Below are 24,589 nucleotides of genomic sequence, written 5' to 3'. Positions count from 1 at the left end.
TGGAACAACTGGCAGGGCTACCTGCTCTCCCCGCTCGGCCTCGGCACGCGCACCGGCGACGCGTGGGAGGGCGCCTGGCCCTACTCCAACATCGGCGTCCTGCTCGCCCTGCTGATCGGTCTCGTCGGCTGTCTCCTGCTGCGCCGCAACCGGGTTCGTCGACAGGAGGCCGGCACCTATGGCCGACTCGACGCCTGACGGTGACGCCTGGCTGGTGGTGATCGACCCACAGGTCATCTTCGCGTCGCCCGAGAGCGACTGGGGCTCACCGATGTTCGCGTCGATCGTGCCCCGGGTGCACGCTCTCGCACGGGAATTCGCGGGGCGGGTGGTGGTGACGCGCTTCGTCGCGCCGACGTCGCCGCAGGGATCGTGGGCGGACTACTACGCCCGGTGGCCGTTCGCGCGCGTCGAGGACAGCGACCCCTTGTATGCCGTCGTGCCCGAGCTGGCGTCACTCGCGGCCGGGGCGCACGTGGTCACCGAGCCGACGTTCGGCAAGTGGGGTGCCGCCCTGCGCGAGATCGTCGGCGCCACACCGCGGCTCGTCGTGACCGGCGTCTCGACGGACTGCTGCGTCATCGCGACGGCCCTGGCGGCGGCCGACGCGGGCGCCAGGGTGACGGTGGTGTCCGACGCGTGCGCCGGCTCCACGCCCGACGACCACGCGGCGGCGCTGCGGGTGATGAGCCTGTTCGAGCCGCAGATCACCCTCACCACCACCGCCGAGCTCCTGGCCTGACTCCGCGGGGAAGTCTGCGCACCGACAGCGGTACCCAGACTTCCCCAGGAGGCGGCTATGGACGTTGGTATGCCGCAGCCGCCGCCGTCAGAGCTTGCGGGAGTAGGCCCGGGGCAGCGGCATACCGCGCTCGGCCATCACCAGGCGACCACGGTCCGGGTAGTTGGTGATCAGGCCGTCGACCCCCAGGTCGATCAGGTGGTGCATGACGGCCGGGTCGTCGACGGTCCACGGCACGACCTTGAGGCCGGAGGCGCGGGCCTGGCGGATCATGGCCGCGTCGACGTAGTAGCCGGACAGCTTGTTGCCGATGTCCCAGCCGGAGGAGAAGACCTTGACGCCCTCGATGGAGGCGGCGGCGCGCACCACGTTGCCGCCGAAGTCGTCGATGTCGATCCCGCCGAGCCACGGGGAGGCGCCGGGCTTGCCGACCTGCTGGTTCTCGAAGTTGTCGAGCGCCACGAGCGGGATCCGCCGGTCGAGCTTGTGCATGAGCCGCAGCGTCGACCAGTCGAAGGACTGGATCATGACCTGCTCCTGCAGGCCCGCGCGACGCACCTCCTGGTAGACGCGCTTGACGAAGTACGGCAGCGGCGCGCTGTTGCTCCGGTCGCCGGCATCCGACTTGGTCTCGATGTTGAGCATGACGCCGCGGGCGCGGTAGTCGTTGACCAGGTCGAGGACCTCGCGCAGCTCGACCAGCGGGCCCTTGACCAGCTGCTGACCCGGGTGGTCCGGCAGCGTGCGGTAGCCGCACTCGACGGTCTTGATCTGCGCGAGGGTGAGCTTGGCGATGCTCTTGCCGACGTAGGGGTACATCGGGTCACCGGCCGTCAGCGGCTTGGTGTCGCGGCAGTTCACGGCGTTCATCGAGAAGTCGTGGTTGAGGACGACCGCCCCGTCCTTGGTGACGACGGTGTCGAGCTCGAGGGTGTTGACGCCGAGCGCCAGCGCCTTGGCGAAGCCGGGCACGGTCTCCTCCGTGGTGAGGCCGAGGCCGCCGCGGTGCGCCTGGAGGTCGAACGCCGGCAGCGGACGGTAGAGGCCGCCATGCTGACCAGGCTTGCCGGGCTTGCCCGGCTTGCGCTTGTCGGCGTCGGCGGCGTCCGCCGGGGCTGATGCGGCGGCTGGCGTTGTGGAGGTCGCGGGCGTCGCGGCGGCGGGCGTGCCGGTCGGCTTGGGCTGCTGCTCGGCCTGGGCTGCGGTGGCCAGGCCGGCGAGAGCGGTCGCGGTGGCGAGGACGGTGGCGATGGTGCGGCTCGTGCGGATCATGGCTTCTCCTGGAGCGCGTGGGATGGATCCCTCGACGCTAGGCCCCGCCCGGCCAACCTCGCCCGAGAGCGAGATGACATGTGCGTGAACGCACCACACGTGGGGCCGGGTCGTCAGGCCATCCGGTCGAGCCGGACGAGCACCCCACCCTCGTGCTCCCGCACCTCGCCCGTCCGCAGCACGCCGCCCTCGGCGACCCGGTCACCGAGCGCCGACGCCTGCTCGAGCGTCCCGAGCTGCAGCACGGCGGCGCCGCCGGGCACCAGGTGGTGCGAGATCACCTCGAGGCAGAGCCGCGCCACGTCGAGGCCGTCGTCGCCGCCGTCGATGGCCAGCAGCGGGTCCTGCGGGAATCGCCCCGTCTCGGCGCGGGGCACCCACGGCGGGTCGGCGATCACGACGGCGAAGCGTTCGTCTGCGTCCAGGACCTCGTCGAGCTGTCCCAGGCGCACCTCGACCTGTCCCGCGAGCCCTGCGGCGGCGGCGTTGTCGGCGGCATGCTCGGCCGCGGTCGGGCTGGCGTCCACGGCCACGAGACGCCGGTCCGAGCCGGCGATCGCGAGCAGCCCGATGTGCCCGGCGCCGGTGCACAGCTCGAGCACGTCGCCCTCGGGCGCCTGCTCGATCAGCTCGGCGGCCCACGCCGACTGGGCCGTCGTCCACGGGCGGGGCTCGAGGACGCGGTCGTCATACCGGATCTGCAACGACCCGAATCTCATGGTGCGCGTAGCGATCTCAGCCACGGCGCGCCACCTTGTGGGTTCCGTCGCACCAGGGCCGGCGGCTGGACTTCCCGCACGCGCACACCGCGACGACCGGTCGGGTGACCGGGTGGGACCCGCCTTGCTCGTCCCGTATGACGTCCGCCCCCCGCACGAGGAGCGGGCCTCCGGGGCACAGGCGCACCGTGACCTCGGCGCCTCCCGCGCTCACGCCTCCCGCGCTCACGCCTCCCGCGCTCACGACGCCCGCCCTACGGGCATGTCGGGGACCCCGACGGGAACCCTCACGAGGGGGGTCGTGCCGGCCTGGACGGGCGCGGCGTCCCAGCGCTCGAGCATCCGGGTCCCCGCCACGGCGTCGAGGTGGAGCGACGTGGCGACGCCGAAGAGCACGTCCTCGCGCAGCTGCGGCTCGCGGGCGACGAGCCCTGCGCAGACGTCGCGCACCGCGACCTGCTCGTGCACGGCGTCGGCCTCGACGTGCTCGGAGAAGTACTCGGCGGTCGCGGCAGGCAGGCCCACGCGCTCGATGCCGGTCGCGATCTTGCGGCAGGGCAGCGAGCTCGTCGTCTCGAACGCCGCGAGGAAGCCCATCGCCCCCCCGCGCAGCCGCCGGCGCATCCCGAAGGCGGCCTGCACGTTGTTGGCGGCCAAGGTCTCGACGTGCACCTCAGGCAGGTAGGCGCCGTAGGTGCTGTCGAGCCCGGCCGCCTCCAGCGCCGCGGCGTAGAGGGTGGAGTGCAGCCGCTCGGGGTGACCGCTGCCGTACTCGTCGTACTGGATCTCGGCGAGCGCCGCCTTGACCGGGCCGTCGAGGCGCCCGAGCACGAAGGAGTGCGCGTCGGACTCCTTGAGGGCATAGAGGCTCCGTTGCCGCAGGAACTCCAGCACCTGCTCGCGGGTGGCGTGCCGCTGGAGGTATGACGCCACCGACGGCCCGTCGTCCGCCGCGACGAGCGCGAACAGGTCCTCGGCGAGGTCGCCGCTGTCGGGTGCCGCCTCGACGACGGCGCGGGTCGCCGCGCGCAGCTCCTGCTCCATGCCCGCCTCGAGCCGGCCGCGCAGGCGCAGCAGCTCGGGGTCCCACTCGCGGTCGCCCACGGCGTCCTCGAAGCCGCGGAAGTGCAGCTCGAAGAGCATCCACAGCGCCAGCTGGGCGTCCTCGTCGTCGAGGACCGCGGACGGCGCGGCGACGTCCGTGGGCAAGGGGTCGCCGGTGCGCAGCGCCGCACCGACCGCCTCGCTGAGCGGGCCTCGCGGCTCGGGAACTCTCATGTCCTGGTGGTACCCGGGGCTGCGCACCCCCAACCCGGTTCGCCTCCGGCCCCGCGCAGAGCGGTGCAGGTCGATGGTCAGATGTGACGTCGAACCTGCGCCGATGTGCGGAGGATGGCGCCGGCGACGCGGCGCGGGTGCTGCACCATCACCATGTGCCGGGCCGGGCGGATCACCTCGCCCGTGACCTGTGCGGTCGGGTTGTCGGCCGCCAGCGCCTCGGTCTGCCGCCGCTGCTGACGCCCCCACCACGACCAACGGATCGGCACCGAGCCGGCCAGCGCAGTGACGACGTGCACCGGGATCGCGGGCAGCGGGTGGGTGCGTCGCAGCTGCGCCAGCTCGTGCCGCAGCCGGGCGTATGCCGCATCCTCGGTCGCGATGGTCCGCCACACGTGGGCCCGGACATAGGTGCGGGCGGAGCGCTCGCGATGGCGGCGACCCCATTCGCCGGTGGGCAGCCCGCGGTCGCCCAGACGCCGCAGCAGCGGTCCCAGCCATTGCCATCCGACCGTGCGGTCACCGATGGTGATCAGGGTGGCCACGGGGCTGGAGTCCTGCTCGGGAGCCGTCTCGTCTCCCTCGCACACGCTGCCGTCCACCGTCACCACGGCCGACACGCGGCGGGGGTGCAGGCGGGCGGCCGCCTCGGCATACCAGGCACCCATGGAGTGCCCGACCAGCACCGCCGACCCGACCCCGCAGGCGTCGAGGACCCCGACGAGGTCGTCGGCGCACCCCACCAGGTCCACCACGACCGGCTCCACGGGCTGCGGGGAGTCGCCGCACCCGGGCCGGTCCATCACGATCACGCGGGCGTGCGGCTCGAGCAGCGCCTGCACCCCTGCCCAGTCGAACCATGCCCCCGCGAGCCCCGAGGCCAGGAGTATGACGGGCGCCGGCCGCCCCCCAGGCCACCCCGAGTCGGCGACGTGGACCTCACGCCCGCCCACGTCGAGCACCCGGGACGTCATCGCGTCCGGGCCCGTCGTCGCGCGGGACGTTCCCAGAGCGGGACCGCGGCGACGACGGCGAGCCAGGCGGCGATGGAGGTGATCTGCAGCCGTTGGCTCCAGCCGAGGGCGTCGAGACCCGTGAAGGGCAGCATCCCGCTGTGCAGCGCCACCTCCAGCAGCACCCACGCCGTGACGAGCACGAAGAAGCCGGCGAAGACGACATACAGGCGCACGACCCACGGCCGCAGGACCGCGGCGCGGGCGCGTGCCACCAGTGCGGTGGCGACCATGGCCACCGTCGTACCGAGCCCGGCGAACGAGCTGGAGACGCTGTGGACCTGGTGGTGCAGGCGCACGGAGCCGTCACGCTCGGCCTGGCGGCAGGCCTCCGAGGCGGTGGGGGTGCAGCCGAGCGGCGACAGCGCGTCGATGATCGTGGCCAGCCCGAAGACGGCGGTCCCGAGGATCGCCGCGGTCAGCACCCACCTCGGCACGTCGGTGACATGGCGCCGGCGCCGCCAGGCCAGCACGGCGGCGAGGGTGACGAGGCTCCCGGCCGCGACGTCGGCCGCGCGCAGCAGCCCCGATCCGGGCTGGTCGTGGACCAGCAGCTCGCTGACGAATGACGTCCGCGGCGACAGCTGGGAGGGCGAGAAGACCCACATCATGTAGAGCAGGGCCGCCCCGATGGCCAGCACCATGATCGCGAGCGGCGTCCGCGGCGTCGAGGTCATGCACGCATTGTCACAGACTCGTCGCTGGGTGCGATGGCCCCGCGGTCGCGGCATACAGCCTGCTGACGGTGCGCACCCGCCCGCTCCAGCCGATCGGGCAGCCGCCCAGCGCAGCGCACCGTCACCGGCGCCCACCTCGACCGATCCGGTGACATCGTCGTCGAGCTCGCGCACGGCGAAGGCGTGCCGGGGGCCTCGACGCTCGCCTACGCGACCAAGCCCGGGCGCAACGTCGTGCTCGACCTCACCTACTCGCTCACCCAGACCGCGCCTGTCCGACTCAAGAGCGGCGCGGCGGTGCAGCTCACGTCCTTCCACCAGGGCGGGGTGGTCGACCCCGAGGTCGACGCCTTCGGCGCCGGCGCGTCCCGCAGCGGCATGAAGTACCGCTACTACGCACCCAAGAAGTCCCTGCGCCCGGCCCGGTCCAAGGCGCCGCTCATCCTCTTCCTCCACGGAGGCGGCGAGGGCGGCTGGAGCAAGGCCAACAACAACGACCTCCCGCTGCTCGCCAACCGCGGTGCGCTCGCCTTCGCCACCACCGAGTCCCAGCAGATCTTCAAGGGCGCGTATGTCGTCGCGCCCCAGGCCTGGACCCGGTGGCTCGATGACGGCGACTACTCCTACACGCGCCGGCTCAAGAGCCTGGTCGACGAGTTCGCCAAGGGCCACGACGTGGACACGTCGCGCATCTACGTCGTCGGCCCGTCCAACGGCGGCTACATGGCGATGAAGCTGGCGTCGGCCTACCCGCGCTACTTCGCCGCCAACGTGCCGGTCTGCGCGGCCTACGTCCTCAAGGACCAGGCGACCGGGACGACGCAGCGGATGCTCACCGACGCGCAGATCCTGCGGCTGCGCTCGACCCCGACGTGGTTCGTCCACGCCACCAACGACCCGGTCGTGGACTACCAGGCGACGACGGGACGCGCGGTGCGCCTCCTCGGCAACGCCCGCCTCACGGCCTACCCCAACGTCGTGTGGAACGGCCACGAGTTCCCCGGCCACTGGTCCTGGATCTACGTCGCCCGCAACGACCCGCAGACGGCGTCCGGCGTGACGATCTGGGAGTGGATGGCCAAGCAGCGCCGCCGCTAGCCGGTGCCGGTCAGGCGCGGGTCGCGCCGGTCGCCTCGCGGTCGGCGGCGACGAGGTCGTCGCGCCGGGAGTCGCGGTGCCCGCCGCGGCGGCGGGCAAAGAGCAGGAACAGGCCGAGCAGCGTCAGGAGCGCGCCGGCGATGAAGCCGATCGGGCCGAGCAGGTCGCGGACGAACGCCAGCTTGCCGGCCTTGTCGCCATACTCGTCGGCGAACTTCTGCTGCGTCTTGTCGTTGTAGCCGATGACGCCCTTGATCAGCGTGACCGTGCCGGCCTCGGAGACGGCCTCGCGGTTGATGTTCTCCTGCGCGCGGATGATCGCCCCGGTGTTGGGCTCGACCCAGAAGGTGCGGGTGTTGGCGTAGTCCGACTGGACCTGCACGTTGCCCGCGCCGCTGCCGAACATCGCGCGAGGCACCTCACGGGACCCGGGGAGGCGGGTGGTGGGGATGGTCTGCTCGTAGACGTAGGTGTTGAGGCCCTTGACCTTCTCCTCGCGCACGAAGGCCGCGTCGCGGGCGGCCTTGAGCTCGCCGTCCCAGAAGGGATAGGACTTCTTCTGCGCGTCGAAGGGGAACTTGAAGAACAGTCCCTCGTGCGTGATCGGCTGGGTGGCGTTCTGGTTCTCGGTGGTGCCCACGCCCAGGAAGTCGCCGCAGCAGTTGGTCGCCAGGCCGGTGCGCCGGTCGATGGAGACACCGTCGGTGCTCAGGGCCAGCGCCTGGCCGTCGACGATCTCGGTGCGGAGCCCGATCTGCCAGAACGCGTTGTCGTCGCGCTGCCCCTCGGGCACCTTGCCGGGGAGGCCGATGATGGTGCGGGTGTTCTTGACGTGCTGGTCGGTCAGCTTGTCGAACCTGACCGAGCCGCCCTCAGCGGACACGCGCAGGGCGCTGACGCCGGTGCCCTCGGACTCGGCCGTGGTCTTCTGGTCGAGCGGGACCGTGGCCAGCTGGTCGTAGATCGAGTCGGCCCGCATGCCGAGGACGAGGGCGAGGATGCCGAGGAAGACGGCGAGACCGCCGAGGATGCGACGCATGGGGGACTCCTGCTCAGGGAACGGCAACAGTGACGTTGACGAGACGAGGTGTGTCGTTCGGTCGGCGACGGGTGCCTACTGGTGAGTAGCGCCGCGGTTCTTGGGACCATAGCAGCGCGGCTGGGAGTTGTCTGCCCCTCGTGACCCAGACGTTGCGCTCCGACCGCCATCCGTGTCGTCCGTGTCACACCAGCAGGCGCTCGGGGTTACTCGCTGGTTACCCTCCTCGGGTGGCTGAGCCCAGGACCACCCGCTTCGCGGCCCTCGACGGGTTGCGGATCGTCGGTGCCCTCATGGTGGTCACCACGCACGTGGGCTTCACCAGCGGGCTGGCGATCCACGGCCCGTATGCCGGGCTCCTCGCTCGCCTGGACGCAGGCGTCCCGCTGTTCTTCGTGGTGTCGGGCTTCCTGCTCTACCGTCCGCACGCCCGGGCCCGCCTCGGGAGCGCGACCGCCACGCAGGTGTCCGGCGCCCGTGACCTGCGGACCTACCTGCGGCACCGGGTGTTCCGCATCCTGCCGGCCGCGTGGGTCGCCGTGCTGGCGGCCTACCTGCTGCTCCAGCACGACAAGGTCGACCTCGTCCACTACCTGCGCGTGGCGACGATGTCGCAGATCTACGTGCCGTCCCCGTCGGTGCCCGGCCTCACGCAGATGTGGAGCCTGTCGACCGAGGTCGCGTTCTACCTCGTCCTGCCCCTGGCGGCGTGGGGGCTGTCGCGCCTGCCGCGGTCGAGCTGGCTGAGCTGGTCCGAGCTCGCCCTCGTCGTCCTCGCCTGCCTGCCCGCCGTCTCGCTCGCCTGGATCGTGCTCACCCACGACAACGTCGAGGGTATGACGAACTACTGGCTCCCGGAGTACGCCGCGTGGTTCGGCGGGGGCATGGCCCTCGCGGTCTGGCACGAGGGGCGTCTCGCGGGCGAGCTGCCCCGCACGGTGGTCGACGACCTCGTCGCCTCGCCGGGGACGCTGTGGGCTGCCGCGGGTGCGCTCTACCTGCTCCTCACCACCCGCCTGGCCGGGCCGTACGGCCTGGATCGCGCGACGCTGCTCGAGGCAGGCAGCAAGAACCTCGGCTACACGATCCTGGCGGTGCTGGTCGTGCTGCCCTGCATCGCCGCCGAGCCGAGCTCGTCCCGCGTCGTCGCGGCCCTCGGCAGCCGCCCGGCCCGGCTGCTCGGAGACCTGTCCTACGGCGTGTTCGTCTATCACCTCGTCGTGCTCGGCCTGCTCGAGCGCGCGATCGGCCACAAGCCCTTCACGGGGGACTTCCTCCTGCTGTGGCCCACGACGATCGTGGCGTCACTGCTGGTGGCGTGGGTGAGCTACCGCTACGTGGAGGCGCCGATCATGCGCCGCGCGCGTCGCCGGGACCCTCGCCGGAGCCGCCCGGCGGCCGTCCCCACCGCGCGGGTCACCGCCGAGAGGGACACCGAGGCAGGAGCCGGGAGCGGCGCTGGGCCGGACGTGGAGAGGGCCGCCGACGATCCGGCAGCGTCAACGACAGGGGCAGCAGCAGGGTCGCCACCGCCACGGCGATGAGCACGGCGGCCTGAGGCCACCACGACGCGAGCGCGGCGTTCCCGGACGTCCAGGGAAGCGCGGCGACCAGGGCGACCGCCACCGTGGCGCAGACCGCCACCACCGCGGCCCGGACCAGGTCCGGGCGCGGCGCGAGGCGGGCGAGCAGCCCCACGAGGACGGCCACGCCCACCGCACCAAACCCCGTGAGTCCCGTCGCGACGGGCAGCAGCACCGCGACGACGCCGGTGGCGGCATACGGGCTCCAGGCCCCGTCACGCAGCGGTGGCGCGCCGGTGGGGACCCCCTCGAGCAGCGCCGCGCGATGACGACGACCTTCGCGCCAGGCAGCGGCGGCGAGGAGCAGCAGCCCGAGGAAGCCGGCGACGAGGAGGGCGGCATACGGCCGCTGGGGGGCGAAGCGGGGGTGCACCGTCGTGGCAGGTCCGGCGGGCAGCACCCAGCCCTGACGACGCCCGTCGAGGCGGATCGGGGTGAGCTCGTGGCCGTCGTCGTCGGTGGCGACCCAGCCGGCGTTGGCGTTGTGCGGGAGCGCGAGCACGGCAGGGGTGGCGCGCTCGGGCACGGCATAGGCATCGCCGTCGGCGACGACGTCCGTGCCGACCGCGCGCGAGGCCCTGGGCGCGAGCTCGGGGGTGGTGAGCAGGAGGCTCTCGGGGACGTAGGCCGCCGTGGCGAAGACGGTGACCCGGTGCTCGCCCGGGTCGAGGGTGATCGGCTGCGTGGAGCGTTCGCCGGCCAGGTCGGTGGGCCCGCCGCACGGCACCCAGCGCAGCGGCCGGTCGTCGAGCACGTCACCCACGGTCGCCACCAGGCGGGAGGCGCGGGCGACGCCGTCGATGCGCACGGTCGGGCCATCGCCGCAGGTCGCACCGACGGGCGCGTCCCGGTCGAGCGGGGTCCGGACGTCGTCGGCACCGAGGAGCTCGACCTCGGAGACGCCGACGGGGAGCGTCTCGGCGAGCTTGGTGGCGGCGTCGATCGAGCGCACCTCGTCGACCCCGGTGAACGTGATGTCCACGCGGTCGGTGCGTGCCGTGAAGCGCACGGTGCCGTCCGGCGCGACGGTGAGGTTGCGGGTCCGGCCGTCGCCGGTGCGCACCTGCACGCGGCGTGGCCGCGAGGCCGCGAGATGGGGATCGGACAGGAGCCGCACGCCGGTCAGGGCCCGGACCGAGGGCAGGGTCAGGCTCAGCGTGGGCTGCCGGTCCTGGGCGGAGGCGATCCACCCGGTGCCGATTTCGTCGTCGACGGCGGCTCCGGGGCGGCCCGCGAGCGCGGGCACGCGGGAGGTCGTGGCCCTGGCCTGGACCTTGCCCGGTATGGCGAGAAGCGCCCGGCCCCCCGCGGTCGCCCGGGCCCGCACGTGGCCGGACCAGGCATAGCTCGTGCGCGCGGCGGTGGTGAAGGTGCGGAACATCCCGGCCGCCTCCTCGCCGGTCGCGACGAGGCCCCCGGCGCAGAGCGGGCGGTCGCCCTGGCGCAGGCAGCCGGTGCGGCCGGGCTCCTGGCGTCGGAGGCTGACGATGTCGGGCGTCCCCGAGGGGGTGGGCGGCAGCACGAGACGCGGCACCGGCACGATGCCGGGCAGCGTGACCTCGGTGATCGCGAAGGCCCGCTCGGTGCCGGCGCCGACGCCGCGCAGGGTGAGACGCAGGCGCGTCGTGGGGCCGGGGGGCAGGGGGACGGCGGCCGTCGCGCCGGCCGCCTGGTCCGGGGTGATCGTCATGGGCACGGTGCCGGCGTCGGTGGTGACGTCGACGGCCACGGGCGGCGCGGCGCCGGCCCACGGCGAGGCGACGGTGAGCGTCGTGCCCGTCAGGTCGCGGGGGCGGTCCAGGCGCACCTCGAACCACTCGCCGACCGCCTGCTGGAACCGGCCGGACACCCAGCGGGTGGTCGGGTCCCCGTCGAGGGCAGCGGCCGGGCCGTCCCCGCTCGAGGTGCGGACGAAGGAGCCGGCGTCGGAGCCCGAGCTGGAGGCCTCGGCCCCGGCGATGCCCTCCCAGCGCAGGGTGACCTGTGGCGCGCGGGGGTCCACGAGGTAGTCCTGCACCCGGCGGCCGGTCGTGCCGGGGTCCGCGGGGCGCAGCACGGGCGACCGGTTGTCGGAGGCCCGGCCGAAGATCGTCTCGCGCCGCTGGTTGCCGTCGGTGAGGATCTCGGGGAGCGCGGGGGTGGCGGGCAGGGCCGTGCGGTCGTCGCCGAGCACGGTGGCGCCACCCGGCAGGACGCGGTCCAGCGAGGGCAGGTCCTCCGGCCCGCCGGTCAGCTGACGCAGCGCGGACGCCGGGACGAGCCGGGCGTCGGCCACGTCCCCGACGTCGTAGACCTCGACGCTGGGGTAGGGCAGCAGGGTGCGCTCGTCGACCGTGGTGTCGGCGGTCTCGAAGGTGCTGCCCGCGGGCGGGCCGAAGGAGCGCACGCGGTCGATGCCCGCGTCCGTCAGGGCCTGGTGCACCGCGAGGGCGGGGGCCCGCCGGGCGGTGGCGCGCAGGTCGTTGCGGACGACCAGGTAGCGGATGCCCGCGTCGCGCAGCGAGCTGCGCAGGCCGGAGCCGCCGACCCCGGTGCGCAGGTGGCGCTCGACCTCGTCGAGGTAGCGGGTGGAGCCGGCGGACCCGAGGGGCACGGCGTCGCGCACGGCGAAGGGTCGTCGCATCAGCGCCTGGAGCGGCTCGTCGCGAGGCGACCCCCAGGTGAGCTCGGCGGCCGGGGCCGCGGGCACGACGAGCACCGACCCGGAGCCCGGCTGCTCGTCGAGCCAGCCCGCCACGTCGCGCCAGTAGCCCGCGACCTGCTCGTAGGCGCCGGCCCGCGGCAGCATCGCGGCCACGGCGGGGGCGGCTGCCGCGACGACGAGGATGCCGGTGACCGCGGCGACGAGCTCCCGTGGGACCCACCGGACCGGCCCTGCGGGGCCGGCGCTGCGCTCGCCGCTGGACCGGGTGCCGACGACATGGACGGCGTGGACGAGGCCGATCAGCAACGGGATCCGCAGGACCAGCTCGAACTTGTGGATGTTGCGGAAGGGCGCGAGCGGGCCGTCGAGGAGGGTGCGGACGTCCTCGGCGAAGGGGCCGTGCGCGGGTCCGGCGAAGCCGGCGACCAGCAGCACCAGGCCGACGACGGCGCCCAGGCGCCAGAAAGACCGGTCCGGGAGGCCGCGCAGGGTCAGGCCGACCAGCCCGATGACCGCCGGCACCGTTGTCGTCACCACGAGGATCGGCACGGTCACCGTGACCCAGCCGGCCGGCCAGGTCGGGCCGTCCGCCACGCGCAGGTAGGACAGCCAGTGCGTGGTCCCCTGCAGCGCCGTGAAGGGGCTCGCGGTGCCGGTCGTGGCGGCGGCGTTCTCGATCCAGTCGAGGAACGGCGGGCTGTAGCGCCCCAGCACCACGAGCGGGCCGATCCACCACAGACCCGCGAGGACGCACGCGCCGAGCCACGCCGCGAACGCCCGCAGGGACCGGGCCGGGCGCTCGCGGGTCAGCCACCACAGGGTGGGCAGCACAAGGGCGGCACCCGTGGCGATGGCGTTGACGCCCCCGATGCAGCCGAAGGCGAGCGCCGAGCGCAGGACCCGAAGGCGGGTGCGCTGGGGGGTCGGGTCGACCAGCGGCAGCAGCACCCACGGCGCCACGGCCATGGGCCACACCTCGATCGAGGTCACCGCGATCTCGGCGAGGAAGCGCGGCGACAGGGCGAACAGCAAGGCCCCGAGGTAGCGCGTCCACGGCCCACCCACCCCCACGGCCCGCGCCAGCCGCCAGAAGCCGAGGAAGGCGGTGCACAGCACCAGCGACCACCACAGCCGCTGCGTCACCCACTCGGGCACCTGCAGCACCCGCAGCACCAGGTGGAACGGCCCCATGGGGAAGAGGTAGCCGTAGGCCTGGTTCTGCAGCTGCCCGAGGTGGCCCCCGTCCCACACGTGCAGGGCCCGGCCGAGGAAGGCCGCCGGTGACAGGGTCAGGTCGAGCTTGGTGTCCGGGACGACCCGGCCCCCGCCCTGCAGGAAGCTCGCGGCCGTGAGCAGCACGCACGCCGTGAGCAGCCGCACCCGCCATACGTGCTGGTCAGCACGACCCGCACGATCGGACCGACCGGCCTGGTGGGGCCGGTCGGTCCGGGGAGCGGGGGGAGCCGAGGTCATCGAACACGCAGGACCAGCACGGCGTTCCACGAGACGATCTCGCGGACGCCCGGCACGCGGATCAGCCACCGGGCCCAGGCCGGGTGGTAGCGGGGCAGGATCTCGACCCGCTCGACCCGGCCGGCGCGCTCCGCGGCGGCGAGCCAGGTGAGCATGCGGGCGATGGAGCAGGCGTAGAGGGAGCGGCCGAAGTCGTTCTTGGGGCGATGGCCGTGCCGGTCGGCGTAGCGGTCCGCCGCGCGACGGCCGCCGAGGTAGTGCCAGGGGGCGGTCTCGTGGCCGCCCCAGGGGGACAGCCAGGGCGTCCAGGAGATGACGACGGTGCCGCCGGGTCGGGTGATGCGGACCATCTCGTCCGCCATCTCCTCCGGCGCGGGCACGTGCTCGAGGACGTTGCTGGAGTAGGTGAGGTCCACGACGTCGTCCGCGATGGGCAGCGACAACCCCGAGGCGCGCAGGGTGTTGGAGGCGACCGTCCCGCGGCGCTCGAGCTCCCCGGCGTCGGGGTCGATCCCGGCATAGCGGGCCCCGGCCGCCATGAAGGCGTCCGCGAAGTAGCCCGGTCCGCCCCCCACGTCGACCATGGTGGCACCGTCGAGCTCGCACCAGCGGCTCGCCTCGCGGACCGAGTCCAGCGCGAGCAGGCCGTAGAAGTAGGCGGGGTCGGTCTGCTCGACCGTGAACGCGCGGAAGAGCTGGACCGAGCGGGCCAGGGAGCCGACCCGGGCCAGGGGCGGCAGCGGGCGCACCGCACCGGGATGCTCCGGCACGGGGGCGCGCTGCTGCTGGTCCGCGGTCATGCGCTCGCGCGCCGGCCGGGTCGGTGGCCGACCCGCTCGGGTGCGGCGACGACCTGGTCGATCTCTGCGACGGCCGGGCGGTGCGCGGCAGCCCGGGCGAGCGTGCGCTCCCAGCTGTCGACGGTCGCGCCCCAGGAGAAGCGGCGGGCGTGGGCGCGGGCCGCGAGGTCCATCTCGTGCCGCAGGTGATGGTCGGCGAGGAGCTCGGCGGTGGCCTCGACGAACTCGTCGAGGTCGTGCGCGAGGGTGCCGGTGTAGCCGTCGACCACGGACTCGGACAGGCCGCCGGCGTCGTGGAAGGCCACCGTGGGGGCGCCGTGGATGGCGGCCTCGATGACGTTGAGCCCCCAGCCCTCCTTGAGGCTCGGGGCCAGCGAGACCCACGCCGACGAGAGCTCGTGGTGCTTGGTGACCTCGTCGACGAAGCCCAGCACGTCGACGATGTCGTCGGCCCCCACCGAGCGGGCGTGCTCCTCGACGCGCTCGCGCCACCAGCCGTCGCCCACGATCCGCAGCCGCAGCCCGGGGAACCGGTGGCGCAGGCGCTGAGCGGTGTCGATGGCCAGCTCGACCCGCTTGTGGGGGACGAGCCGGCCGAGGACGACGAGGCTGGGGTGCTCGGTGCGCGACTCCCGCGTGCTCCACGGCAGCTCGGTGCCGTTGTGGATCACCGAGATGTCGTCGGGGTCGATCCCGAGCTCGGCGAGCTCGTCACGGGTGCGACCGGAGACGGTGACGTACTGGCAGCCGCGGTAGAGCCACGGTGAGATGCGGGACTCGAGGAACCAGCCCACGGAGGCGACGGCGCGGTTGAACACGACCGGCCACTGCTCCTTGTGCACGTGGTGGATCAGCACGACCACCGGGGACAGGGTGCCGAGGCGCGAGCCGAAGGGCAGGCCGTTCTGGATGTCGACGACGACGTCGAAGTGGCCCTCGGTGCGCTCGAGCTCGCGCAGCCGCCGGACGGTCGCGGGATAGACGGAGGCGCGTCCCCCCTGACGGAGGATGCGGTAGCCGTCGAGGTGCTCCTGCTCGGGGGCGTCGCCGTGGGCGGCGCACAGCAGGGTGATGTCGTGGCCGCGGGCGGCGAGCCCGCTGCAGACGGTCTGGGCGTAGCGCTCGGCCCCACCACCCTCGGGGTGGGTGAGGTCGCGCCAGCTGAGGAAGGCGATACGCACGGCTGTGGGCGTGGTCGTGGTGCGGAAGGTGTCGATGCGGTGACGGGGAGCCGTCAGCCGCCGTAACCGATGATCTCGGCGGGGGCGACCTGGGCGGCCGGTCCGGACGTCGCGGCCTTGGCGTCGTCGGGAGCGGCGGCGCTCACGGCGTTGACGGCGAGGGCGGAGGCGCCGAGGCCGAGCAGGCAGGACAGGGCGGCGATGACGACGGCGGCGGTGCGGCCACTGAGGGAAGACATGGTCAGACCTCGATCTGCAGGAGGCGGGAGGCGGGGCCCGCGCTGGATGGCGCCGTTGCAGGGGTGCTGGGTGCTGCTGGGGTGCTGGTCGCTGACGACCAGGTGCTACTGATGGGTACTACTGGTCGGTAAGAGTACGTGCCGGAGCTCTGCCTGTCCTGTGGTCTGCGTCACTTTACCGGCATATCGCCCCGATGGGCGGCCTCAGGATCGGGCGCTCGAGGGGCCCGTCGAGGGGTCGTCGACGAGCCAGACGCGCAGGGGTCCGGTCGTGCCGACACGGCGTGCCCCGGGTGGGGGCGGCGGTGTCTCGCCGGGAGTGTCTGCCCAGGTCACGACCGCTTCGACCCCGGCCGAGCGGAGGGCCTCCAGGTCGCCTCTGGTCCAGGCCTCGACCGCGGTCGTGTCGTCGGACCCGACCACCACCGCGCCCCCGTCGCGGGGGACCGAGAGGTTGCGTGATGCGATCACACGACCACGCAGAGCAAGGGGCAGGGGGTCGAGGAAGGGCTGGTCGCCCACCCAGGCCTGCCGTCGGAAGGGCTGCCAGGGCAGGACGAGCGTCGTCCGGTCGCCCACCGCGGCGACGGCCTCGGACCAGCCGGCGGGGAAGCTCGTGGGGCGGTAGGCCGCGTGGACGCGGGTCGGGGCGTCTGGGGCACCGAGCACAGCGAGCGCCACGACGGTCGCTGCGGCCCCGGCCGCCACAACCCGTCCGAGACGGCGACCCAGGGCGGCCACGCCGAGGCCGAGCAGCACCGCGGTCGCGAGCACGGTCAGGCCGAGCAGACGGTGGGTGTCGCGCAGGATGCCGACGCCGGGCAGGCGCTGGGCCTGCCCCCACGCGGCCAGGCCGGGTCCGGACGCCAGGGCCAGGGCGACCACGACGGGCAGCGACAGCGCGACGGCGAGCACCCACCGGTCGGCCCGGCCCGGGCGGATGCTGCCCATGGCCAGCACGAGGGCCGCGACGATCACCAGGGCGGCCGAGGCCAGCAGGGCCGGGGCATGGGCGCGTGAGGCGAGGGCGGCGGCGGGCGCCCAGATGCCCCCACCCCCGAGCACGTCGAGCACCCCCTGCACCCCGTCCGCCCGCACCGCGAACGCCCGGGCCCCCGACGTCTCGCCCGCCGCGCTGGCCCCCCGCAGTCCGGCGACGACCCAGGGCAGGCACCAGGCCACGCCGAGACCCGCGAGGGCCGACCACTCCCGACGATGCCGCCCGGGGCGATGCCTCGTCGTCAGGGCGGTCACCACCACGACCGCCAGCGCCAGCAGCCCGCCGAACGGCGTCAGGGCGGCGGGCAGGGCGGCGACCAGCACCGCGAGGATCCGGCGTCGCGGCGACCCGTCGAGCCGCACCGCCGCCACCAGCCACGGCACCATGGCCCACCCCAGCAGCGTCGGGGGTTGTCCGACGAGCAGCCGCTGCGCGGCATACGGGCTCCAGACCGCGACGGCGGCGGCGATCACGCAGGCCGCGGTCCCGTGCCGGCGCAGGAGGACGGCCAGGCCGCACCCGGCGAGGGCGAGGGAGGCCACGAGCATGACCTGCTGCTGGACCCCCGACGGGACGACGGGCGCGAGCAGGGCCGTCACGGCGTCGAGCGGGACCGCGCGCGGCGCCTGGCCGACGGCTCCCAGGACGGAGGGGCCCAGCACGGGGTCGGGCACCTGCACGAAGTCGCGGTAGAGGAGCTGACCACGGCCCAGCGCGGGCCAGGTCCAGGCCAGGGCGAGGAGGATGGAGGCGACGCATCCGGCGAGCGCGGCCCGCCCGGTCGCCGCCGGCACTGCTCCCCGCCGTCCCATGCCCGCACTATGACATGCAGGCACTCTGGCACGAGGCCTCCTGCAAGCCCCACCGGTGGCACCTGTGGCTGCTAGCGTCGCCGTCCACCGAGTCCTCAGCGTCCAGGAGATGACATGGCCTCACCGACCTCGACGAGCCCGAGCCTGATCACCGTCGCCATCACCGTCGACGGTGAGGCGCGCGAGGTGGAGGTGGAGCCGCGCACGACGCTGCTCGACGCCCTCCGCGAGCGCCTGGGAGAGAACGCCCCCAAGAAGGGGTGCGACCACGGCCAGTGCGGGTCGTGCACCGTGCTGCTGGACGGCCGACGCCATCTCACCTGCCTGACCCTGGCCGTGCAGCACGACGGCGCTGACGTGGTGACCGCCGCCGGGCTGGGCCGGCTCGCGGACGGCGCGGACGCCGACCCGGACGGCCTGCATCCCGTCCAGCGGGCCTTCGTCGACCGGGACGGCCTGCAGTGCGGCTACTGCACGCCCGGTCAGGTGTGCTCGGCCGTCGGGGCTCTCGACGAGATCGCCGCCGGCCACCCCAGCCACGTCACGGAGGACCTGGAGGGCGAGGTCGAGGCCAGCGAGGTGGAGGTCCGTGAGCGGCTGTCGGGCAACATCTGCCGCTGCGGCGCCTACCCCAACATCGTCGACGCGGTCCGGCAGGCCGTCGGGTCCTCGCCGCCCGACCGGGTAGCCACGGCCCTCGCCGCGACCGAGCAGCGCGTCGGACCCGGCGCCGCCGCCGGCCCCGGATCCGACGCGAAGGAGCAGACGTCGTGAGGCCCGTGGAGTACGCGCGACCGACGTCGGTGGACGAGGCGGTCCGGCTGGTGTCCGCAGACCCCGACGCGTCCTACCTGGCCGGCGGGTCCAACCTGCTGGACCACCTCAAGCTGGGGCTGGTCACGCCCGGCCGGCTCGTGGACGTCGGGGACCTCGGCCTGGACGAGATCTCCGAGACGCCGGGCGGGGGCCTGCGCGTGGGTGCGGGGGTCCGCAACAGCGACCTGGCCGCCCACCCCTGGGTGCGACGCCACCAGCCCGTCCTGTCCCGCGCGCTCCTCGCGGGAGCCAGCGGCCAGATCCGCAACCAGGCGACGACGGCGGGCAACCTGCTCCAGGGCACGCGCTGCGTCTACTTCCAGGACCTGAGCACGCCGTGCAACAAGCGCGAGCCCGGCAGCGGGTGCTCCGCCGACGACGACCGCGCCTACACGCGCTACAACGGGGTGCTGGGCACGTCCGAGCACTGCCGGGCCGTGCACCCGGGCGACATGTCGGTGGCGCTGGCAGCGCTGGACGCCGTCGTGGTCGTCCAGGGGCCCGACGGCGAGCGACGCGAGTCCCTCGACGACCTCTACCGGTTGCCCGGGGACGCCCCGGAGCAGGACACCACGCTGCGTCACGGCGACCTGATCACGGCGGTCGAGCTGCCGGCACCGGTCGAGGGCTCCTCGCAGGCGTACCACAAGGCTCGGGACCGGGCCTCCTACGCCTTCGCGCTCGTCTCGGTCGCTGCCGTGCTGCGGCTGCGCGAGGGGCGCGTCGACCACGTACGGGTGGCCTGGGGCGGCGTCGCGCACCGGCCGTGGCGCGCTCGCATCCTCGAGGAGCGGCTCACCGGGCAGGCCCTGACCGAGGACACCGTCCGCGCAGCCTGCGCAGCGGAGCTGGCCGACGCCCACGCGCACTCGGGCAACGAGTACAAGCCGGCCATGGTGACCGGGGCGACCGCCATGGTGCTGAGCCGGCTGAGGGACGAGCAGGAGGCGCGATCATGACCGAGCACCCAGCCACGATGCCGCCGCTGACGGCCCGCGCGATGGGCACCGACGTGCAGCGCCGGGACGCGGTGGACAAGGTGCGTGGTCGCGCGCCCTACGCCTTCGAGCAGACCGGGGAGGGCCTGCTCTATGCCCACCTGGTCACCTCGACCGTCGCCCGGGGCACGATCACCTCGGTCGACGACGCCGCTGCCCTGGCGGCGCCGGGTGTCCACGCGGTCGTGCATCACGCGAACGCACCCCGCCTGGACAGCCACGAGGACCGCGAGCTGGACGTCCTGCAGGACGGCGACGTCGACTTCCACGGGCAGATCGTGGCGATCGTGCTCGCGGACTCGCCCGAGGCCGCCCGCCACGGTGCCTCGCTGGTCGAGGTGAGCTACCAGGAGCGGGAGTTCGTCGTCGAGCTGCGCGACGACTCGCCCGTCTACCGGCCCGAGAGCGTCAACGCCGGCTTCCCCACGGACTCGACCACCGGTGACGTGGACGCGGCCATGGCGGCGGCCGCCGTGCGCGTCGAGGAGGTCTACCGGACGCCGCACGAGCACAACAACCCGATGGAGCCGCACGCCTTCGCCGCCACCTGGTCGAAGGACGGGGCGTCGCTGGAGATCCACGACTCGACCCAGCACCCGCACGGCGTCCAGGAGCAGCTGGCCACGGCATTCGGTCTCGAGCCCGAGGCCGTGCACGTCCTGGCTCCCCACATCGGGGGTGGCTTCGGGTCCAAGGGCCTGCCGCACGCGCCCGACGTGGCCGCGGCCCTGTCCGCCCGCACCGTGCCCGGGCGCACCGTGAAGCTCGCCGTCACCCGGCAGCAGATGTTCTCCCTGTGCGGATACCGCTCCGCGACCGTCTCCCGGGTGCGCCTCGGTGCCGACGAGCAGGGGCGGCTGGTCGCGACCGAGCACGCCGTGCACGTGCAGACCAGTCGGGTCAAGGAGTTCGTCGAGCAGGCAGCCGTGCCCGCGCGATCGCTGTATGCCGCGCCCCACCGCAGCACGAGCCACCGGGTCACGGCGCTGGACGTCGCCATCCCCTCCTGGATGCGCGCGCCCGGCGTCTTCCCGGGGGTCGTCGCGCTCGAGATGGCGATGGACGAGCTGGCCTGCCGGACCGGCATCGACCCGATCGAGCTGCGGCGCCTCAACGAGCCCGACGTCGACCCCGACACCGGGCTGCCGTTCAGCGAGCGTCGCCTGGTCGAGTGCCTCGAGCTCGGCGCCGAGCGCTTCGGGTGGTCCGAGCGTCCGAGCACCCCCGGCAGCCGGGTCGAGGGCGACTGGCGCATCGGGCTCGGGGTGGCGTCCGCGACCTACCCGGGCGAGTCCATGCCCGGCAACGTCGCGCGGGTGACCGCCACCGACGGGCGCCTGGTCGTAGCCATCGCCGCCGCCGACCTCGGCACCGGGGCGCGCACCACGATCGGACTGATCGCGGCCGACGCCCTGGGCGTGGCGCCGGAGGACGTCGACGTGGAGGTGGGGGACACCTCGTTGCCGCAGGCGACCGTGGCCGGTGGCTCGTCCGGCACCAGCTCGTGGGGATCGGCCGTGGTCGCCTGCTGCCGGGCCTTCCGCGAGCAGCACGGCGACGACCCCGCGGAGGGAGCCTCCGCCACCAGCACCCCCACGGAGGCGGACGACAAGGAGTACGCGCACCACTCCTTCGGAGCCCAGTTCGCCGAGGTGGCCGTCAACCGGTGGACGGGCGAGATCCGCGTGCGCCGCCTCCTCGGGGTCTTCTCCGCGGGGCGGATCGTCAACCCGCGTGGGGCCCGCTCGCAGCTCATCGGTGGCATGACCATGGGGCTCGGCGCGGCCCTGCACGAGGAGTCCGTGCGCGACCCGCGGTTCGGGCACGTCGTCACCCAGGACCTCGCGACCTATCACGTGCCGGCCAACGCCGACGCGGTGGACATCGAGGCGCTGTGGCTGCCCGGAGCCGACGACACGATCAACCCGATGGGCGCTCGCGGCATCGGCGAGATCGGCATCACCGGCGTCTCGGCGGCCATCGTCAACGCGGCCTACAACGCCACGGGGGTGCGGGTGCGGTCGCTGCCGATCACCGCGGACGCCTTCCTGTGAGGCCCCGCGCGGTGGCGGGCCTGGTCCTCGCCGCGGGGGCGGGACGTCGGTGGTCGGAGGCGCTGCGGTCCGCGACACCCTCCGCGGCACCCAAGGCGGCACCGGCCCCCACGGGGATCGTCAAGGTGCTGCTGCGCGACGACGACGGCACCAGCCTGGTGGTCCATGCCGTGCGCTCGCTGCTCGACGCCGGCTGCGCGCCGGTGGTCGTGGCGGTCGGGGCGCACGAGGAGGCGGTGCGCACCGAGATCACCCGATCGTCCGCCGGGTCGGACGGGGCCCTGCGAGAGGCGGGCGACGTCGTCCACGTGGTGTCCTGCGAGGGGTGGGAGCACGGGATCGGGCACTCCCTGCGCGCGGGGCTGGCGGCGGTGCACGACCTCGTCGACGCGCACGTGGACCACGTGTTGATCACGCTCGCCGACCTGCCCGACCAGGGGCCCGAGCTCGTCCTGCGGCTCCTCGACGACGCCCCCACCGGACCGGTGGCGCTGGCGCGCGCGGCATACGACGGTCGGCCCGGTCATCCCGTGCTCGTCGGGCGGGCGCACTGGGGCGAGCTGTTGCGGTCCGACAGCCAGGACGTCGGCGCCCGCAGCCTGCTCAGCTCCCCCGAGGCGATGCTGGTCGACTGCGGCGACCTGGCCCTGGGGCTCGACGTCGACGTCCCTGCTGACCTCGCGGTGGCGCCCGGTCGCTGGGGCGTGCACCGACCCGCGAGCGCGGTGACCGGGTCGTGAGCCGCGTGCTGGAGCAGGTCGTCGCCTGGCTCGAGGAGGGCCACCGCGTCGCCCTCGCCTCCGTCTCGGCGGTGCACGGGTCGACCCCGCGCCCGACCGGGCCTGCCATGGCCGTGCGCGACGACGGCGTCGTCGCGGGCTCCGTCTCGGTGGGGTGCGTCGACGGCGAGACCTACGCGCTCGCGGAGGAGGTCCTCAGATCCGGCCTGCCGAGCAGCCGCACCTACGCGGGGCCCCAGGAGCAGGCGGGCCTGCCCACCGACCTCGGGCACCTCGGCCCGTCGATCCTGTGCGGGGGCTCGATGACGGTCCAGGTCGAGGCCCTCCCCCCGCAGGACGCCCCTCGGCTGCGGCAGGCCCTGGCCTTCGAGCGGGCGGCCGATCCGCTGCTGCTGGTCTACGGCGCCGGTGACCTGGCTGCCGAGATCTGTCGCCTGGGGACGACCCTCGGGCGCAGGGTCGTGGTGTGCGACCCCCGACCGGTGTTCACCACCCCCGACCGCTTCCCCGAGGCCTGGCAGGTCGTCGTCGACCAGCCCCACCGCCACCTGGACCGGCTGCTGCGGTCGCGAGACGTGGACGTCAGCACGGCCGTCGTCGCACTGACCCACGACGAGCGCACCGAGGACCCGCTCCTGCAGGTCGCGCTCGGGTGTCCGGCGGGGTACGTCGGAGCCCTCGGATCACGGGCGACCCACCGCGCTCGCCTCGAACGTCTGCGCACGCTCGGGGTCGACGGCCGGTTGCTGTCGCGGCTGCGCGGACCCGCCGGGCTGGACCTGGGCGGCACCACCGCCGCCGAGACGGCGCTGAGCATCCTCGCCGAGATCCTCGCCGTCGCGAACGGGCGCGCTGGAACGCCCCTGTCCCACGGCAGCCAGGCCATCCACCCCCGCCGCGCGGACTCCCACCCCCGCGCCACGGCCTCCCTGGCGGAGCCCACCGGCGACTAGCCCGACCCGCCCCCGACCCGCCCCCGGCGAGATCCCGGCCACACGTCGCGGCGTCGCATGCTGGCACTATGGCACGCTGACGACCCCGTGCCCGGGCATCACCGACCAAGGAGCTCCCATGAGCCGCACCACCTCGGACGCCGCCGCGCGGCCCGTCGTGTCGCGAGCGCTCGCGCAGGTCACGTCGGCCCTGTCGTCCGGTGGGCTGCTCTTCGCCGGCACCTTCCTCGGGGCGCTGCTCGGCTACGCGTTCTTCGTGGTGCTCGGGCGGTCGATGACCCCCGACGACCTGGGCGCCGTGGGCTCGCTGATCAACCTGTCGACGATCCTGACCGTGCCGGGCCTCGGGCTGCAGCTCGTGACGGCGCGCGGCGTCGCGTCGCAGTCGGCGCCCGCGCACGGCCGATCGGGCGGCCCCGTGGACGGCGGGCTGCTGGTCGGGGCGCTGCTGGTCGGTGGCGTGCCGGCGTTGCTGCTCGCCGTCACGGCACCCCTCGTGGCTCCGCTGCTGCACCTGCCCTCCGTGGCGCCGTTGGTCGTGCTGGCGCTGTCGGCCGTGCCCATGACCGTGGCCTTCGCGGCGCTCGGGGTGCTGCAGGGCGCCGAGCGGTTCGCGGCGCTCGGGCTCTCGGCGCTGCTGGTCGGCGTCGCCAAGATCGCCTCCGCCGTCGCCGCCTCCGCACTCGGCCAGGGCGTCCTGGGGGTGATCGGGTGGTATGCCGTGGGCTGGGTCGTGGTCGCCGTCGTCGCGGGGGCGCTCGCCGTCCGCGGGGCCGGCCGGGGTGGCGCCGGCGAGGATGGCCCGGGCTCGGACGGCATACCTGATCTTGAACGAGGTGGATCGGTGACGGCGCCCTCGTGGTGGGCCGCCGGGATCGCGCGCGCCCGGGCCGGCCTGGTGGGGTCCATGCCGACCGCCGGGCTGCTGGTCCTGTCGAGCCTCGACCTGATCCTCGCCCGCCACCACCTGTCGCGCGACGGGTCCGGCGTCTACACGATGGGCGCGCTGTTCGAGAAGGTCGCCTTCTGGGGGCCGCAGTTCATCGCCACCATCTACTACCCGCGCATGGCCCGCCCTGCCGAGCGCCGCGCCGCGGTCCGGGCGGCCGTGGGCATGACCGCGGCCGTCGGCGTGCTGGGGGTGCTGGTCGCGGCGGTCGCGGGCGACCTGCTCACCTCCGTCGTCGGCGGGCGCGCCTATGTCGACGAGCTCGGCCACCAGGCCTGGGTGTTCACCGCGCTCGGCGTCGCCCTCGCCCTCGTCCAGGTGCTCGTGTACGCCGACCTCGCCGACCACCGCCACGGCGTGGGGGCCCTGGTGTGGGTCGCCGTGGCCGTCACGGTCGGCGCCGTCGCCCTGTGGCACGGCAGCGTGGCCGCCGTCGTGACGACCGTGCTCGTGTGCGTGCTGGGGCTGCTCGTCGTGGCCGGGACGGTGGTCGCCCGGCGCGCCTGAGG

Annotated in this window: 20 protein-coding genes and 2 pseudogenes; 10 read left to right on the top strand and 12 right to left on the bottom strand. The window is 74.2% G+C overall.

The window, feature by feature from the left end:
- Both B2P18_RS14020 and B2P18_RS14015 read left to right on the top strand, forming a co-directional pair.
- A pseudogene (locus tag B2P18_RS14020) lies at nt 1-198 on the top strand (allantoin permease); the annotation flags it as partial.
- Nucleotides 179-742 (top strand): cysteine hydrolase family protein, encoded by a 564-nt coding sequence (locus tag B2P18_RS14015; RefSeq protein WP_286961276.1) that lies wholly within the window; start codon nt 179-181, stop codon nt 740-742. The pseudogene B2P18_RS14020 and the gene B2P18_RS14015, both read left to right, overlap by 20 nt.
- 87 nt (nt 743-829) lie before the next feature.
- Here B2P18_RS14015 and B2P18_RS14010 read toward each other — a convergent pair whose 3' ends face one another.
- The 6 genes from B2P18_RS14010 to B2P18_RS13985 form a co-directional block, all read right to left on the bottom strand.
- Nucleotides 830-2,014 (bottom strand): glycerophosphodiester phosphodiesterase family protein, encoded by a 1,185-nt coding sequence (locus tag B2P18_RS14010; protein ID WP_286961273.1) that lies wholly within the window; start codon nt 2,012-2,014, stop codon nt 830-832.
- A 113-nt stretch (nt 2,015-2,127) separates the two neighbouring features.
- Nucleotides 2,128-2,757: a methyltransferase domain-containing protein gene (locus B2P18_RS14005; RefSeq protein WP_286961270.1), complete on the bottom strand. Its 630-nt coding sequence runs from the start codon at nt 2,755-2,757 to the stop codon at nt 2,128-2,130.
- Nucleotides 2,750-2,890 (bottom strand): CDGSH iron-sulfur domain-containing protein, encoded by a 141-nt coding sequence (locus tag B2P18_RS14000; protein WP_286961287.1) that lies wholly within the window; start codon nt 2,888-2,890, stop codon nt 2,750-2,752. Before B2P18_RS14000 ends, B2P18_RS14005 begins: the two co-directional genes overlap by 8 nt.
- A gap of 83 nt (nt 2,891-2,973) precedes the next feature.
- Nucleotides 2,974-4,011, bottom strand: coding sequence for an iron-containing redox enzyme family protein (locus B2P18_RS13995; RefSeq protein WP_286961262.1), 1,038 nt, complete (start codon nt 4,009-4,011; stop codon nt 2,974-2,976).
- Nucleotides 4,012-4,088: 77 nt separating this feature from the next.
- Complete coding sequence (locus tag B2P18_RS13990; protein WP_286961256.1) at nt 4,089-4,985, bottom strand: alpha/beta fold hydrolase; 897 nt, start codon at nt 4,983-4,985, stop codon at nt 4,089-4,091.
- Nucleotides 4,982-5,701 carry a DUF998 domain-containing protein gene (locus B2P18_RS13985; protein ID WP_286961252.1) on the bottom strand — a complete coding sequence of 240 codons (720 nt, stop codon included), beginning with the start codon at nt 5,699-5,701 and terminating at the stop codon, nt 4,982-4,984. The genes B2P18_RS13990 and B2P18_RS13985 overlap by 4 nt, the downstream gene beginning before the upstream one ends.
- Before the next feature lie 183 nt (nt 5,702-5,884).
- On the opposite strand from B2P18_RS13985, the gene B2P18_RS13980 reads away from it, so the two are divergent.
- Complete coding sequence (locus B2P18_RS13980) at nt 5,885-6,799, top strand: prolyl oligopeptidase family serine peptidase (RefSeq protein ID WP_286961250.1); 915 nt, start codon at nt 5,885-5,887, stop codon at nt 6,797-6,799.
- A gap of 10 nt (nt 6,800-6,809) precedes the next feature.
- On the opposite strand, the gene B2P18_RS13975 is transcribed toward B2P18_RS13980, so the two are convergent.
- A complete protein-coding gene (locus B2P18_RS13975; protein WP_286961245.1) occupies nt 6,810-7,838 on the bottom strand; it encodes a DUF3068 domain-containing protein in 1,029 nt (342 codons plus the stop codon).
- 230 nt (nt 7,839-8,068) lie between these two features.
- On the opposite strand from B2P18_RS13975, the gene B2P18_RS13970 reads away from it, so the two are divergent.
- Nucleotides 8,069-9,382, top strand: a complete 1,314-nt coding sequence (locus B2P18_RS13970) for an acyltransferase family protein (RefSeq protein ID WP_286961244.1) — start codon at nt 8,069-8,071, stop codon at nt 9,380-9,382.
- Nucleotides 9,383-10,298: 916 nt separating this feature from the next.
- On the opposite strand, the pseudogene B2P18_RS18950 reads toward B2P18_RS13970, so the two are convergent.
- The 5 genes and pseudogenes from B2P18_RS18950 to B2P18_RS13945 all read right to left on the bottom strand — a co-directional run.
- A pseudogene (locus B2P18_RS18950) lies at nt 10,299-13,538 on the bottom strand (alpha-(1->3)-arabinofuranosyltransferase domain-containing protein); the annotation flags it as partial.
- Entirely contained in the window at nt 13,535-14,338 is an 804-nt protein-coding gene (locus B2P18_RS13960; RefSeq protein ID WP_286961242.1) for a class I SAM-dependent methyltransferase, read from the bottom strand. The pseudogene B2P18_RS18950 and the gene B2P18_RS13960, both read right to left, overlap by 4 nt.
- A complete protein-coding gene (locus tag B2P18_RS13955) occupies nt 14,335-15,519 on the bottom strand; it encodes a glycosyltransferase family 4 protein (RefSeq protein ID WP_239266654.1) in 1,185 nt (394 codons plus the stop codon). Before B2P18_RS13955 ends, B2P18_RS13960 begins: the two co-directional genes overlap by 4 nt.
- Nucleotides 15,520-15,572: 53 nt before the next feature.
- Nucleotides 15,573-15,758, bottom strand: coding sequence for a hypothetical protein (locus tag B2P18_RS13950; protein ID WP_029210934.1), 186 nt, complete (start codon nt 15,756-15,758; stop codon nt 15,573-15,575).
- 204 nt (nt 15,759-15,962) lie between these two features.
- A complete protein-coding gene (locus tag B2P18_RS13945; RefSeq protein ID WP_286961238.1) occupies nt 15,963-17,570 on the bottom strand; it encodes a hypothetical protein in 1,608 nt (535 codons plus the stop codon).
- Between the two features lie 114 nt (nt 17,571-17,684).
- Here B2P18_RS13945 and B2P18_RS13940 point away from each other — a divergent pair, with 114 nt between their 5' ends.
- The 6 genes from B2P18_RS13940 to B2P18_RS13915 all read left to right on the top strand — a co-directional run bounded on the left by B2P18_RS13940 (nt 17,685) and on the right by B2P18_RS13915 (nt 24,587).
- Nucleotides 17,685-18,344, top strand: coding sequence for a 2Fe-2S iron-sulfur cluster-binding protein (locus B2P18_RS13940; RefSeq protein ID WP_286961236.1), 660 nt, complete (start codon nt 17,685-17,687; stop codon nt 18,342-18,344).
- Nucleotides 18,341-19,345, top strand: a complete 1,005-nt coding sequence (locus B2P18_RS13935; protein ID WP_286961234.1) for an FAD binding domain-containing protein — start codon at nt 18,341-18,343, stop codon at nt 19,343-19,345. Before B2P18_RS13940 ends, B2P18_RS13935 begins: the two co-directional genes overlap by 4 nt.
- Nucleotides 19,342-21,438 carry a xanthine dehydrogenase family protein molybdopterin-binding subunit gene (locus B2P18_RS13930; protein ID WP_286961232.1) on the top strand — a complete coding sequence of 699 codons (2,097 nt, stop codon included), beginning with the start codon at nt 19,342-19,344 and terminating at the stop codon, nt 21,436-21,438. The genes B2P18_RS13935 and B2P18_RS13930 overlap by 4 nt, the downstream gene beginning before the upstream one ends.
- Nucleotides 21,435-22,178, top strand: a complete 744-nt coding sequence (locus B2P18_RS13925) for a nucleotidyltransferase family protein (RefSeq protein WP_286961231.1) — start codon at nt 21,435-21,437, stop codon at nt 22,176-22,178. Before B2P18_RS13930 ends, B2P18_RS13925 begins: the two co-directional genes overlap by 4 nt.
- Complete coding sequence (locus tag B2P18_RS13920; protein WP_286961229.1) at nt 22,175-23,131, top strand: XdhC family protein; 957 nt, start codon at nt 22,175-22,177, stop codon at nt 23,129-23,131. The genes B2P18_RS13925 and B2P18_RS13920 overlap by 4 nt, the downstream gene beginning before the upstream one ends.
- Nucleotides 23,132-23,249: 118 nt before the next feature.
- Nucleotides 23,250-24,587 (top strand): lipopolysaccharide biosynthesis protein, encoded by a 1,338-nt coding sequence (locus B2P18_RS13915; protein ID WP_286961228.1) that lies wholly within the window; start codon nt 23,250-23,252, stop codon nt 24,585-24,587.
- Nucleotides 24,588-24,589: the final 2 nt, after the last annotated feature.

This window comes from Arsenicicoccus sp. UBA2120, assembly GCF_002330965.1.
Lineage (GTDB): Bacteria > Actinomycetota > Actinomycetes > Actinomycetales > Dermatophilaceae > Arsenicicoccus > Arsenicicoccus bolidensis.
Note: the sequence above shows the minus strand (reverse complement) of the source record. Positions and strands in the feature narration are given on the sequence as shown.